Raw genomic sequence first — 14400 nt, 5'->3', positions numbered from 1 at the left:
GTATAAATAAGAGAGTACAATACTTTAAAAAAGGTTTTAAATGAGTTTAAGAGACCAAGAATCTTTCTTATCAAATATTCATCCCTTTGAAGTTTTAAATGAAGAAGAAATGAAACTTTGTATTAGAAATATGGATATTGCCTATTATCCCAAAGATACAACGATATTAAGTCCTGAAAAAGTTTCGACTCATTTTTTTATCATAATAAAAGGTACTGTTCATGAAATTACAAGTGAAGAGCAATTGGTCATGGATTTTCATCAAGAAGATTCATTTGATGCAAATTCATTAATTTATGGTGAATGTAAAAACAATTTTATAGTGAAAGAAGATTTAATTTGTTATGAATTAGAAAAAAAGACTTTTCTTACTCTAATTGAAAATAATGCTAAGTTTAAAGAGTTTTTCTTAAATAATTTAGTAAGCAAATTACAAAATTTAAAAGAAAAAAAATATACTTCAGAACTATCATCTTTCATGATTGCTAAAGTATCTGATACAGTTACTCACGAACCTTGTATTGTTCAAAGTGGGACAAAACTAATTGATGCAATTGAAAATTCTATAAAATTTAATACTTCAACTATCATTGTTCAAAAAGATGGAAAGTATGGGATTATAACAGACTCATTATTAAAAATGAAAGTTCTATTAGAGGGACGAACATTGACAATTCCAGTAGATGATATTGCGATTTTCCCGCTTTTAACTGTAAATAAAGATGACTATTTATTCGATGCCTTTTCAATACTAATAAAGAAAAATATAAAAAGAGTTGGTGTTGTAGATAATAGTGGAAATATGATAGGCATTTTAGAACAAATTGATGTTTTATCACACTTTGCAAATCATACTTACGTAGTAGATTCAAAAATAAAAAAAGCCTCAAATATAAAAGATTTAAAACAAGCAAGTATTGAGTTAATCAATACAATTACAATTTTAAATGCAAAAGGTGTAAAAGTAAATCATATATCAAATTTAATTGGTCAATTAAATACAAAAGTTTATAAAAAACTATATAGTTTAATTATGCCAAAAGAGTTACTAAACAGTGCTTGTTTGGTTGTTATGGGTAGTGAAGGAAGAAATGAACAAATCATAAAAACTGACCAAGATAATGCTTTAATTATAAAAGATGGAGTTGATGTTGAGCAATATAGACCATATATGGAAGAGATAACAAGAACATTAATAGATTTTGGTTATCCACCTTGTGAAGGTAATATAATGGTTTCTAATCCATTTTGGTGTAAAAGTTTTCAAGCATACACAGATGAAACAAAAAAATGGATTGAAGCACCTGATATGCAAAATTATATGGATTTAGCAATATTTTTTGACTCTTTTGCAGTTGCAGGGGATAAAGAGTTATTAATCAAATTAAAAGATGATTTATTTAATAAACTACATGACAAAGATGTTTTTATGGCATATTTTGCAAAGGCAACCCTAGCCTTTGATACACCAAATATTATTGCAAATTTTATGACAAAAACTCACTATATTGATATAAAGAAAACAGGTATTTTCCCAATTGTACAAGGAGTAAGAAGTCTTGCACTAAGAGAAAGAATTAGAGAAACAACAACAGTAAAAAGAATCAAAATTTTAGAGAGAAAAAAAGTTTTAGAACCAAGTATGGCAAATGAGTTATTGGAAGCATTTGATGTACTTTGTACCTTAAGATTAAAATCACAACTTTTAAAACTTCAAGAAAATAAAAAAATAAATAATGAAATAGATACTCATTCTTTGGGAAAAATAGAAAGGGATTTATTAAAAGATAGTTTTAAAATTGTAATTGACTTCAAGAAATTCATTACATATACATTTAGAATAGATAAGATTTCATAATGTTCAGAAACTTTTTTAGAAATCTGCAAAAGAAAAAACTCATAAAAAAAGAGTTTGAATATCTTTTTGATGAAGAACCAAAAAATGAATATGTTTGCTTAGATTGTGAAACCACAGGTCTAAATCCCAAAAAAGATGAAATTTTATCTATTGGTGCAGTTATTATTAAAGAAAATAAAGTGCTAATGAGCAAAACATTTAACATATATGTAAAACCATCTGATAAAATATCTACGCAATCAATTCTTATTCATAGAATAAGACCAATAGATTTAGAAAATGCAATTGACCCAGAAGAAGCTATTTATGAACTTATTAAATTCATAGGTTCTAGAGTTATTGTTGGATATTACATAAAATTTGATATGGCAATTATTTCAAAATACACAAAAAAATATATTGGAATAAAACTTCCAAACTCATCAATTGAAGTATCTTCTATGTATTATAAAACTAAAAAAAGAAGAAGTGACTATGAATTTGTTGATTTAAAATTTGATACAATAATGAAAGAACTAGATATACCACTATTGGGAAAACACGATGCTCTAAATGATGCAATAATGACTTCTATGATTTTTCTAAAACTAAAAGGCTTACCAGCTGCCAAATCAACATTTTATACTTAACAAACAAATTTAAATAATAACTTAATAAGTATTTCCAAAAAATACTACTATAATCTTTACCTTAAATTATAACGAAGGGAGTTATATATGTTAGTACTTGTATTAAATGCGGGGAGTTCTTCTTTAAAATATCAACTAGTGGATACTAAAACAGGGGAAGCAATAGCTAGTGGATTGGTTGAAAGAATTGGAATTGATGGAATACTTAAACATGAAGTTGGTGTAAATAAGAAATTAACTTTTGAAATAGAGATGCCAACACATAAAGAAGCAATAGAACTTGTTTTAAAAACATTAACTATTTATGAAACAAAAGTTATTGATTCTATTGATGAAATTGATGCTATTGGGCACAGAGTTGTTCATGGTGGGGAGCACTTTAAATCATCAGTAATAATCACAGAAAAAATAATCAAACAAATAGAAGAGCTAATACCTTTAGCACCTTTACATAATCCTGCTCATATTTTAGGTATGAGAATTTGTCAAGAATTAATACCAGGAAAACCAAATGTTGCTGTATTTGATACAGCATTTCATCAAACAATGCCACCTGAAAACTATTTATATGCTGTTCCACATGAAGATTATACAAAATTTAAATTAAGAAAATATGGCTTTCATGGGACAAGTCACAGTTATGTTTCAAAAGAAGCAATAAAACTTTTAGGAAACAAAAAAGATACTAGAATTATTGTTTGTCATTTAGGAAATGGCTCTTCACTTTGTGCAGTTAAAGATGGAAAATCATTATCTACAACTATGGGATTAACTCCACTAGAAGGTTTAATTATGGGAACTAGATGTGGAGATATTGACGCTGGTGTTATTCCATATTTAATGGGGAAAAAGAATATGGATCCACATCAAATAATTGATTATCTAAATAAAAAATCTGGTATTTTAGGACTATCTGGTATCAGTTCTGATTTAAGAGAAGTAATAAAAGCTGCCAATGATGGAGATAAAAGAGCAAAAGTTACAATCACAATGTTATGTAATAAAATCAAAAGATTTATCTGTTCATATGCAGGATTAATGGGTGGAGTTGATGCTATTTGTTTTACAGCTGGTATTGGTGAAAATTCAGATTTAATAAGAGAAAATGCCTGTTCTGATTTGGACTTTATGGGTATAGTACTAGATAAAGAAAAAAATAAAATTAGATCAAAAGAAAATAGAGAAATAAGTGCAGAAGATTCGAATACAAGAATATTTGTAATTCCTACAAATGAAGAACTAGTAATAGCACAAGATACATATAAGCTAGTAAAGGGTAACTAACCCTTTACTTCGAAACTCTTAGGAGTTTGATTATAATACTTTTTATAAGCTCTAAAAAATGAGCTAGACTCTTTATATCCTAATAAAATAGCGATACTTCCAAAATCCATTTTTGTATTTTTTATATAATGATTTGCTAATTGCATCTTAACACTTAACAGGGCATCTCTAAATTTTTTATTTTCAGATTTTAAGTTATATTGTAATGTTCTAATACTAACATGTAGTCTATTTGCTATAAATTCAATACTTATATCATTTTCTCCAATATTCTTTAAAATTTCTCTTTTTACTTTTGAATAACAAGTACTTACTTGCATAGTTTCAAGTATATTATTTGCTTGTGATTCAAAATGTTCTAACATTACTGGGTTTGAATTATTTATTTCTATATTTAATTTATCCATTTTAAATATAATTGCATTTTCACTTTTACTAAAAATAATATTTTCACCAAATATATCTTTATATTTTTCAATATTTTCCAAACCACCTATTGAAAAACTTGTTAAATCAGGAGTGATTTTATAACCAATAATTTGATTTAAAATTGCCATTATTGCACTTAAATGAACTTCAGCATGAAAGTTTGGTACTGGTATCATTGGATTTTCATTTATATATATAAGTATTTTATAATATTGTTCATCTTTTATTAAATGAAATTTTATAAATCCACTAATAATTTTTTGATAATAATCAAATTTTTCAATCACCTCTTTTAAGTTTTTGGCATTTAGTAATAAATAGCCTAAAATTCCTAAAGAATGATAAGTAATAGAACTGCCTATTTTTAAAGACAAAGTATAATCACCACTTTTTTTCATACAATAATTAAAAATATCAGATAACTTTGAACTATCTATTTTACTATCTTCTTTTAGTAAAATGTTTTTTGATAAATTAACTTGATTTAACATTTCATCAATTAATATCAAAGTACTTTTTTCTAGTGCTTTGAGTATATAGTGAAATGTAATAGAAGAAACCTGTGCCATACAACTCCATTTTCGTAAAATGTCAATATTTTTTCATTTCATAGCATATCAAATTATATATTAAACTGTATAATTTTTAAACAATATCTAGGAGAAAAAATGTCTAATTTTGAAATAAGAGTAAACGAAAGCTATGAAAGTTTTAAAAATATTGATTGTTTTGAAAATGCTTGTGTGGTTATTGACAATATGTTAAGAGTACTTGAAGATCCCAAAAATATGAATATTTATTGGAAAAAAATTGTGCCAATGATTCCTAAAGCATATTATGATAGAGATCCAAAATCTGATACAAAAGAAGAACTATTATATTTAGTATGTTCTAATAGCTTCTATTTAGATGAACTTTTTGAAAAAGCAGAAGATGAACAAGCAATTAATGCATTAAATAAATGTGAACAAGAGTGTTGTTAATAATACACTCTTGAAACACAACTACTATTAAAATAAATTTTATAAACCTACTTTTATATTACTTTTCTTCCCATATTTTTATTTTAAATTAAAATATGTACAAATTATGTATCTTTTGGTAATACATTTCATAAAATAAATATGTACTTTTTAGATTATACATTCTTGCTATATTAATGCTATCTTAGTAAAATATAATCTAAATACAAATTAAGCAGAAAGGGTTAATTCTATGGGTCTAATTGAGAATATTAAGTCAAAAGCCAAAAAGGAACTAAGGACTATCGTTCTTCCAGAATCTGAAGATGAAAGAGTTTTAAAAGCAACACAGCAAGTTTTAAAAGATAAAACTGCGAATATAATTTTAATTGGAGATGAAGAGAAAATCAAAGCAGATGCAAAAGCATGCGATGCAAATATTGATGGGGCCTCTATAATAAATCCAAAATCTTTTAAGGATTTAGATAAATATGTAGATGAATTAGTTCAACTTAGAAAAGCTAAGGGATTAACAGAAGAAGAAGCTAGAGAAATCATGACAACTGAACCTAGATTCTTTGGATGTATGATGGTAAGACTTGGAGATGCTGATGGTTTAGTTGCGGGTTCAAGTTCACCTACAGCAGATGTTTTAAGAGCTGCAATACAAGTTATTAAAACAGCACCAGGAATAAACACTGTTTCTTCTACATTTATTATGGAAACTGCCGATGGTAAATTTGGAGATAATGGACTTATTTTATTTGCAGATTGTGCTGTAAATCCAGAGCCAAATGCTGAACAACTAGCAGATATTGCCAGTGCAACAGCAGCAACTGCAAAAAGTGTTGTTGGATTAGAACCAAGAGTTGCAATGTTGTCTTTTTCTACAAAAGGAAGTGCAAAACATCCTTTAGTTGATAAAGTTCAATTTGCTTGTGAGATTTTAGAAGAGAGAAATGTTGACTTCTCTTTTGATGGTGAAATGCAAGCAGATGCTGCAATAATTGAAGCGGTGGGGGCTTCAAAAGCACCAGGATCAAAAGTAGCAGGGAAAGCTAATGTTTTAGTATTCCCTGATTTACAATCTGGAAATATAGGATATAAACTAGTACAAAGATTTGCAGGGGCTGCAGCACATGGACCTATTGTTCAAGGTCTAAACAAACCAGTAAATGACCTTTCAAGAGGTTGTTCTATTGAAGATATTTCAAATTTAGTAGCTATTACAGCAACTCAAGTAGTAAAATAATTAACAATCAAACAAAGGAGTTTTATTTATGTTAGTATTCATCTTAAACGCAGGAAGTTCATCATTAAAGTATCAATTAATGAATCCAATTATTAAAAAAGTTTTTGCATCTGGTATTTGCGAAAGAATAGGTATCGATGGAGTTTTAACACATGAATTTGGTGAAGATAAAGAATTAAAATTAGATATTTCTATGCCAACACATAAAGAGGCTATTGAAGCTGTTTTATCAACTTTAACTTCGGGGGAAGGTAAAGTTATTGATTCAATCAATGATATTGAAGCAATAGGACATAGAGCAGTACATGGTGGAGAAGAATTCTCAGCTTCAATTTTAGTAAATGATAGAGTAATTGAGACAATGAAAAAACTTATCCCTCTTGCTCCATTACATAATCCTGCAAATATTTTGGGTATGGAGATTTGTCAAGAACTTATGCCTGGTAAACCAAATGTTGCAGTATTTGATACAGCATTCCACCAAACAATGCCAGATTATGCGTATATGTATGCTCTTCCTTATGACCAATATACTAAACATGGTATTAGAAAATATGGTTTCCATGGTACTAGTCACTTCTTTGTATCAAATGAAGCGAGACAAATGTTAGATAGAAAACATAACACTAGAATTATCGTATGTCATTTAGGAAATGGTTCTTCTGTTTCTGCTGTTCATGATGGTAAATGTATTGATACTTCTATGGGACTAACTCCCGTTCAAGGTCTTATGATGGGTACTAGATCTGGAGATGTTGGTGCTGGAGCTTTACAATATATGATGCATCAAGAGGGTATGACAATAGAAGAAGCCTTAGACATTATGAACAAAAAATCAGGTATTTTAGGAATTTCTGGAAAATCATCAGATCTTAGAGAAGTACTTGAAGGTATGCAAAATGGTGACGAAAGATGTAGACTAGCTGTTGACATGGTTGCTTATAATATCAAAAAATATGTAGGTTCTTATGTTGCGGCACTTGATGGTGTTGATGCTTTATGCTTCACAGGTGGTATTGGTGAAAATGCAGCACTAATCAGAGAAAAAGTTTGTGCAGGTCTTGATGCTATGGGATTAGTTTTAGACCCTGTTAAAAACAACAAAAGATCAAAAACAGCTAGAGATATAGCAACAAATGGTTCAGCTTCAAGAATCTTTGTAATTCCTACAAATGAAGAGTATGTAATAGCAAATGATACATTTAAAGTAGTTACTGAATCTAGATAATAATTTAGAGTTAAAATAAAAAGGTAAGAATATAAATTCTTACCTTTTTTTATTTCTTACAATTTTATATTAAAAATAAATTTAGAATTTATCACTTATTTAAAAGTTTAAAGTTCTTTAAACTATCCAAACTATAAACTTTATTAGAATTAACAACATTAGAATACATCCAAGATTTTTTAGTACCACATAATAAATTATTTTTATGATTAAATAATATATAATCTTTTCCTAAACAATCAATAATTGTAAACTCAATATCATTAGTATCCTTATCTAAAACAAGTAATCTATCTGTTATTATATAAATATAATCAGAGTCTTGTGATACATATTGAGAATGTTCATATAATAAATCAACTTTTTCTAATAAATCATTATCAATATCTAAAATTTTCAAGTGATTATTAGTACAAATATACACATAATTATCTTTTACTTCAAAGTTAAGAATTTTATTGAAAGATAATGTATGTTCTATTTTAAAATTTATTTTATCAATTAAATATAAGTTATCAAAAGAAGCTAAAAATATATATTTATTATTTATTTTAATACAATTTAAATTATTAATCTTGATATTCCATACCTTTTTAAATGTTTTTTTATCCCAAATTTGCATGTAAGAATTAGATATTGCATAAATAAAATTTTCATCATATTCTACTTCATTAACCCAATTCATATCTAATTGTGCAATTAACTTAAATTCGTCTTTATTATATACTTTTACACCATTATTAGTTCCTATATAAATATATTCATCAACACATATTGACTTTACAGAATACTCATCCAAATTACAGAAATGAGTATAATCATTCTTATTTAATATTTCTACATAATTATTAAATCCTAAATATATATACTTTTCATCACTATTAATAGTATTAATATTAAATCTAAACAAAGTATTTACATAATTAAAATTAATTTTATTCCAAACTTTAAAACCATATTCTGAAATACTATATATACTACTTTCATCATGAAATAAACTATTTATTCTTGTATTTAGTAAACTTTTTTTAATTATTTTATCTTTTGTATTAAAAATATATACTCCTCTATTTCTTATTAAATATAAATTTTTATGATATAAATATATCTTCTTTATCTCATCAACTATTGACATAGAATAAACAATATTCAAATTATTTTTATCAAGTATTGAAATTGACGATTCATTACAGACATATAAATACTTATCATCATGAACAATATGATTAAATGAATAAATATATTTATCTACTTTATATTCACTTCTAGAAATTTTATATAGCCTTTCATTTGTTAAAACATACATATATTCACTATCTACAACCATTCCTTTATGAATACCATATGTTAGCTCATTAATCATCTCAAAACTTGATTCATTCCAAATTTTAATTGTATTTTCTGAACAACAATATATTTCGTTATCAATAATCTGAATTGCATTTACATTATTTTCATAAAATGTCATTTTTAAATCAAAACTTTTTTTATCAAATATTTTAATCCCTTCATGAGAATACTCATATATATTTTTTTCTGAATTTGCAATTAATTGAACTGAGGTAGTTTTTAAAAAAGATTTTCTTAATTTATAATCTTTTTTTGATAAAATCTTTAATCCGTCATGACAACCACAATATATGTAGTTATCATCTATATCTATTGTTTTTATCTGATTACAATAGATACTTTTTTCACAATAAAAAGTATCTTTTTCCAATATTTGTATACAATCTTTTGAAACAGTATATAATCTATCTTTATTCTCTTTTACTTCAAGGAATTTACTTGGATGGATATTAACTGATTCTATTTTTATTTGATTATCCATTGGAAAATTATGTAAATTATTAACATCTAAATTATTTTTAAATATATTTTCTGTATCAGTAATATAATTCATAAAACTTTTCTCATCTTTACTGATATTTTTTATATTACATTTGTCAAACATTGATTCATTTAAATTAGAGTTTTTAATTATTAATTTTTCAATTTCTAATTCACTAAATTCAGCAGAATAGAGTGAAGAATTAAATATTTTAAACTCTTTACAATTAAATTTCTCAAATTTGTAATAATCTAAAACTTGAGAATCTAAGTATATTTTTTTTGTAGAAACTTCTAATTGTGCAAAAATATCTAAAGCAAATCTTTTATTTTTAGTTGTCTCTTTTTCTAATGTTATTAGTATTTTTTCAATTAATTCATTTCTATCATAGTCATCTCGTTCTTGAATTCCTTCAATAACAAATTCTTTTGTCAATTGAGAAATTGAATTAGAAAACTCAAACTTCTCCCAATGTTCAATTATATATTCACTGATAAAATATTCATAAAATGATGTATGTGAAAAACCAAATTGTTTTTCGCCAAATCTTACCAATAATGTAGAATTTCTCAAATCTAATTCTAATAAGTCAAAATCTTTATTTTGATATTTCTTGAATACTTTTGTGTCATATATAAATGTATTAAGCCAATCATTTAACTTATCAATATCAATACTTTGTATTCCTTTTGTATAAAACATAAAAGATATCTCTTTCAAGAGTCTTTTTTTATCTCTTATGCTAATTGTGTGTTTTTCATTATCTCTAGCTAAAGTATCATCAATTAATGCACTATAAAATAATCTAGATGTTATTCTTCTATTCCTTTTCTTTTCTTCTACTAATTTAGGTAAAATTGCAGATAATTTATTTAACATTAACGGTTTTTTAATAATTGATTCTAAATATTGATCACTCGATATAAAACCCATCAATTTTGGAATATCTTTACTAGGAAATATATTCTTAATATAGGATTTTATTTGTTCTAAAGAAAAAGGAAGAACTTCAACTGCACGATAATTTATCTTTCCCAAATCAAATCTTTCATTATCTCTTAAAAATGAATTTTGTTCTTTTATACTTTCAAAATAATGTGTTCTACAAGAAATTACTATTTTTTGATTTGTTGTATTGAATTTATCTACATCAATTATATTTATTATTTCTCTTAAAAACTTATTTTTCATATCTTTAGAATAATGTACTAACTTTTCATCCAATCCATCAAAAATTATAATTGCCTTTCCATTCTTACTATCTTCAACAATTTTTTCTGCACATAGTTCTTTATTATTTGATAGTCTTAAAATCTCTGAAATAAGCTCTTCTAGAGTTACTTGTCGCTTTGAGCCATTTTTTTCTATAAAGGTAGGCGTATCTCTTAAATCAATATATATTGAATACGGTACTATAATATTTTTTTTTCTTAATTCTTGTAATTTTGAAGCAAACATTCTTGTATTAAATGTTTTTCCTACTCCATATTCACCAAGTAATGCATATATAGGTGTATTTTTTTCTTTTAACCATGCAACCATATCTTCTTGTAAATTTATTTTTCTCTCTAATCCTTTTGTATCGTTTAGTGTTTTTTCTAGAGATGTTTCAATATGTTGAAGAGAACATTGCGAATTTATATATAACAATGAGTTATACTCTTTTCTACTATTAATATAATTCAAATGATTTTCTCTGGATACATTTTCTTGTTCCAAATCATATACTTTTCTCTTTTCTAATGCATTAATAACTTCATCAATAAAATGCTTACGAGATTCATTGTTATGCATGTCACTAAAAGAATCTATTCTTCCTCTATCTCCTAAATAAAATATATGACTATCAAACAATTTTTGAATTATTTCATCATCATATTTTTTTCTTAATTCACTAAATTTACCCTCTAATAAAATTGGGAAAAGTATATTATCTTCAAGTAATTTTTTAAGTTCAACTTCCTTTATATATTCACTATCTAAAAAGTTTTCAGACACCATAGCAAAGCCATAGTCACACGAGTTAAGCTTATTCTTTATCTGCTTATCAAAATCAATACCATGAACTAATTCAACCATAGTCCAAGTAATTACTTTACTTTTTGCAACACTTTTTAAAGTTTCTTGAAATAAATTTACTTTATTTTCATCTCTTTTTGAATAACTAATAAAAATATTTAGTCTTTCATCAGTTCCAAGCGCTTGAATATATTTATCTTCAGCATAGTTAATATTTGAAATTACAGTATTAGGTAATTGAGGAAACTCTCCATAAAACTTTAAATAATCCTTATTATCTCTTTTTATTTTTTCGATATTAAGGGTATTAACTACATCTTTTATGTCTTCCGTTGCCTCTTCTTTTATTAAACTAATTGCTTGTATTATTCTTGATACAAAATTTCTATATGAACCATCTTTATCTTTACTACTTTTTGCTATTACAAAAAGTACATCTTCTTTAGAAATCTTATTTTCATCATCAAGTTTTTCTAAAATAGAATTCAATTTTCTTGTATCTGTTGCGCCAAGTTCGTTAGTATCTAAAAAAAGTTTAAATGCATTAACTAAATTACTCATAATATACTCCTAAATTAAGAATTATATATAGAATAACTTAACATTTACTTAATATTTTACAAATGTAAAAATTGTAAAATTAATCCAAAATAATATAAAACAAATTTAGAATTTAAATTACAAAGAAATCAAGGCAGAGAGATAAATTTAGGAAGGAGCATACAAAGAGTATGTGACTGAGTAAATTTAGTTCTCTAAGGCTGAGTTATGAAACAGGTTAAAGAACTAAATTTGTTTTTTTAATAGGCTTTTAAACCGTCATTGAACTTCAATGAAAAGTTTGTCACAGTTTCACTAACTATTCTATCAATGAATTTATCAAATTTATCTTGTTTATTCCAAATAGGATTTCTAACTTTTGATATTTTATAAAGTTCATTTTTAGCAATACTAATAGTTCCAACCTCATCAATTAGCCCTACTTTCTTAGCTTGTCTTGCTGTAAAAATATGTGCATTTGCATATTTTTCATTATCTTGTTTTTTTAGTTTTCTAGCATTTGCAACATCTGTTATAAACATATCATAAGTATCTGATATAACTGATTCTAATTCCTCTTTTTCATTTTCATTCCATTCTCTTGAGAAAGTACCAGCTTCTTTATATTTTCCAGCTTTGATAGTTTGAGTAGAAACACCAATTTTATTCATTAGTTCTTCAACATTTGCACCTTGGAATATAACTCCAATAGATCCAACCATACTTCCAGGATTTGCAATAATTTTATTCGCCCAAATAGATGCATAATAACTTCCACTAGCCATCACACCACTTGCATAAGCAACTACTGGTTTCACTGCTCTTAGCTCTTTTATTGCATAAGCTAACTCAACAGAAGGAGCTACTGAGCCACCAGGAGAATTAACTACTAATAAAACCCCTTTTATGTTTGGATTTGTTTTAGCTTTATTTATTTCATCTAAAACTTTATCAACATTTAAAATTGGACCAGCTAATTCTATTTTTTGTAAGTTTGTATTATCTTCAACTGAACTTAATCCCGATGTACTATTTGAACTTACAATAAAGTAAATAATAGTTAAAAATACTATTGTTTTAAAATATTTTGTTATAAAATCTAAAATAGCAATTATTGGTGTAAAAATCGTCTTAAAAAAATTAAACATGTTTTTCTCCATTTATATAGACATCTTGTACTTCTTTTGTATGTAAAATAACTTGTGTACAAAGTTCTTTTTCATTTTTAACTTCATCTGGAAGTTTGCATACAATTATATCTGCATCACTGCCCTGTTTTATTCTACCTTTATTTAACCCTAAAGCTTTTGCACCATTTAATGTTGCAGCTTTTATTAAATCAGCGGATAGTTCATTTATATTTAAATTCGTATGTATCATAAGAGCATTTCTAAGTTCATCAAACATTTGTAAAGAGTTATTTGAACTAAGTCCATCAGTTCCAATAGAATAATCTATTCCATCTAAACTTTCTATTTTAAGTCTTTTGTTATTCAAAACTCTATTTGAGGTGGGGCAGTGATTAATCACAGCACCTAGTTCTTTAATTTTTGCTAAATCATCATTGCTAGCTTCCACACAATGTGTAAAAGATAAATTTTTTATGCCAGAAAATTGTCGTAAAAATTCCATAGGTTTTGTTGCACTTTTTTCTTGTCCTAAAAAGTTTTTAAAAAACTCTAAAAAACTTCCTTCATCTTTATGTAACCAATCAAACTCTTCAACTGATTCTAAAAAATGTGCACTAACACATAGATTCTCTTCTCTTGCAAGTCTTAAAGCTTCTCTAACTAAAAAAGGATGTACAGAATAAGGTGAATGTATAGCAATAGCTGGTATAAAATTTTCGGAACTATTTTTTTTAACACTTTCTAATCTAGCTTTAAAATCAGAAAAAAGTGTATCAATCATATCTGCTTTACTTCCAATTACCTCAGAAAATAAAACAGTATTTATTGGTGTTTTTGTACAAGCTTCTATTTCAAAACCATAAGAACTAATAGCACCTATTGTAGTAGTCCCACCTTTTAACATTTCTTCAAGTTTTGTATTTATAAGATTTGTACTACTTTTTTCTATCAAAGCTTCTCTATTTATAATAACAGAGTTTAACCATGACATAAAATTTCCATAAGATAGACTTGTGCTATTTGAAGAGAATTCTAAATGAATATGTGAGTTAATAAGACCTGGCATTAAAACTGTATTATCACCTAAATCTTCTACTTCTAAGTCTTTATATTTAGCTTTTAAAGACTCTATTTCTCCAAAATCTTTAATTTTTTCATCAAATAAAATAGCACCATCTTTTATGATAGTGCTATTTTCATCGACACATATAAGCCAAGAGGCTTTTAATATTTTCATG

10 protein-coding genes are annotated in these 14400 nt (G+C 26.1%); 6 read left to right on the top strand and 4 right to left on the bottom strand.

Annotation, left to right across the window (positions count from 1 at the left end):
- The first annotated feature begins 40 nt into the window (after window positions 1-40).
- From ACNI3D_RS03930 to ACNI3D_RS03920, 3 genes are all read left to right on the top strand, one after another.
- Window positions 41-1858, top strand: coding sequence for a putative nucleotidyltransferase substrate binding domain-containing protein (locus ACNI3D_RS03930; RefSeq protein WP_419768328.1), 1818 nt, complete (start codon window positions 41-43; stop codon window positions 1856-1858).
- Window positions 1858-2487, top strand: a complete 630-nt coding sequence (locus tag ACNI3D_RS03925; RefSeq protein ID WP_419768327.1) for a 3'-5' exonuclease — start codon at window positions 1858-1860, stop codon at window positions 2485-2487. The genes ACNI3D_RS03930 and ACNI3D_RS03925 overlap by 1 nt, the downstream gene beginning before the upstream one ends.
- A gap of 87 nt (window positions 2488-2574) precedes the next feature.
- Entirely contained in the window at window positions 2575-3771 is a 1197-nt protein-coding gene (locus ACNI3D_RS03920) for an acetate/propionate family kinase (protein WP_419768326.1), read from the top strand.
- Here ACNI3D_RS03920 and ACNI3D_RS03915 read toward each other — a convergent pair.
- A complete protein-coding gene (locus tag ACNI3D_RS03915) occupies window positions 3768-4769 on the bottom strand; it encodes an AraC family transcriptional regulator (RefSeq protein WP_419768325.1) in 1002 nt (333 codons plus the stop codon). The two genes, ACNI3D_RS03920 and ACNI3D_RS03915, sit on opposite strands and share 4 nt — an antisense overlap.
- Window positions 4770-4868: 99 nt before the next feature.
- Here ACNI3D_RS03915 and cowN point away from each other — a divergent pair, with 99 nt between their 5' ends.
- The 3 genes from cowN to ACNI3D_RS03900 all read left to right on the top strand — a co-directional run bounded on the left by cowN (window position 4869) and on the right by ACNI3D_RS03900 (window position 7642).
- Complete coding sequence (cowN, locus tag ACNI3D_RS03910; RefSeq protein WP_419768324.1) at window positions 4869-5183, top strand: N(2)-fixation sustaining protein CowN; 315 nt, start codon at window positions 4869-4871, stop codon at window positions 5181-5183.
- Window positions 5184-5415: 232 nt separating this feature from the next.
- Entirely contained in the window at window positions 5416-6414 is a 999-nt protein-coding gene (gene pta / locus ACNI3D_RS03905; protein ID WP_419768323.1) for a phosphate acetyltransferase, read from the top strand.
- 28 nt (window positions 6415-6442) lie between these two features.
- Window positions 6443-7642 (top strand): acetate/propionate family kinase, encoded by a 1200-nt coding sequence (locus ACNI3D_RS03900; protein WP_419768322.1) that lies wholly within the window; start codon window positions 6443-6445, stop codon window positions 7640-7642.
- A 91-nt stretch (window positions 7643-7733) separates the two neighbouring features.
- Here ACNI3D_RS03900 and ACNI3D_RS03895 read toward each other — a convergent pair whose 3' ends face one another.
- The 3 genes from ACNI3D_RS03895 to mqnF form a co-directional block, all read right to left on the bottom strand.
- Window positions 7734-12053 carry a TIR domain-containing protein gene (locus tag ACNI3D_RS03895; protein ID WP_419768321.1) on the bottom strand — a complete coding sequence of 1440 codons (4320 nt, stop codon included), beginning with the start codon at window positions 12051-12053 and terminating at the stop codon, window positions 7734-7736.
- Between the two features lie 239 nt (window positions 12054-12292).
- Complete coding sequence (sppA, locus tag ACNI3D_RS03890; protein WP_419768320.1) at window positions 12293-13180, bottom strand: signal peptide peptidase SppA; 888 nt, start codon at window positions 13178-13180, stop codon at window positions 12293-12295.
- Window positions 13173-14399 carry an aminofutalosine deaminase family hydrolase gene (mqnF, locus tag ACNI3D_RS03885; protein WP_419768319.1) on the bottom strand — a complete coding sequence of 409 codons (1227 nt, stop codon included), beginning with the start codon at window positions 14397-14399 and terminating at the stop codon, window positions 13173-13175. Before mqnF ends, sppA begins: the two co-directional genes overlap by 8 nt.
- Window position 14400: the final 1 nt, after the last annotated feature.

This window comes from Arcobacter siniprincipis (SeqCode), assembly GCF_048571125.1.
In the GTDB taxonomy this organism is placed as follows: domain Bacteria; phylum Campylobacterota; class Campylobacteria; order Campylobacterales; family Arcobacteraceae; genus Arcobacter; species Arcobacter siniprincipis.
The sequence above is the reverse complement of the archived record's forward strand: the minus strand, read 5'-3'. Positions and strand labels throughout refer to the sequence as shown.

Coding starts and splice junctions, on each gene's coding strand:
- cowN (WP_419768324.1), top strand. CDS start 4,869: ATGTCTAATTTTGAAATAAGAGTAAACGAAAGCTATGAAAGTTTTAAA.
- ACNI3D_RS03925 (WP_419768327.1), top strand. CDS start 1,858: ATGTTCAGAAACTTTTTTAGAAATCTGCAAAAGAAAAAACTCATAAAA.
- ACNI3D_RS03895 (WP_419768321.1), bottom strand. CDS start 12,053: ATGAGTAATTTAGTTAATGCATTTAAACTTTTTTTAGATACTAACGAA.
- ACNI3D_RS03915 (WP_419768325.1), bottom strand. CDS start 4,769: ATGGCACAGGTTTCTTCTATTACATTTCACTATATACTCAAAGCACTA.
- mqnF (WP_419768319.1), bottom strand. CDS start 14,399: ATGAAAATATTAAAAGCCTCTTGGCTTATATGTGTCGATGAAAATAGC.
- pta (WP_419768323.1), top strand. CDS start 5,416: ATGGGTCTAATTGAGAATATTAAGTCAAAAGCCAAAAAGGAACTAAGG.
- ACNI3D_RS03930 (WP_419768328.1), top strand. CDS start 41: ATGAGTTTAAGAGACCAAGAATCTTTCTTATCAAATATTCATCCCTTT.
- sppA (WP_419768320.1), bottom strand. CDS start 13,180: ATGTTTAATTTTTTTAAGACGATTTTTACACCAATAATTGCTATTTTA.
- ACNI3D_RS03920 (WP_419768326.1), top strand. CDS start 2,575: ATGTTAGTACTTGTATTAAATGCGGGGAGTTCTTCTTTAAAATATCAA.
- ACNI3D_RS03900 (WP_419768322.1), top strand. CDS start 6,443: ATGTTAGTATTCATCTTAAACGCAGGAAGTTCATCATTAAAGTATCAA.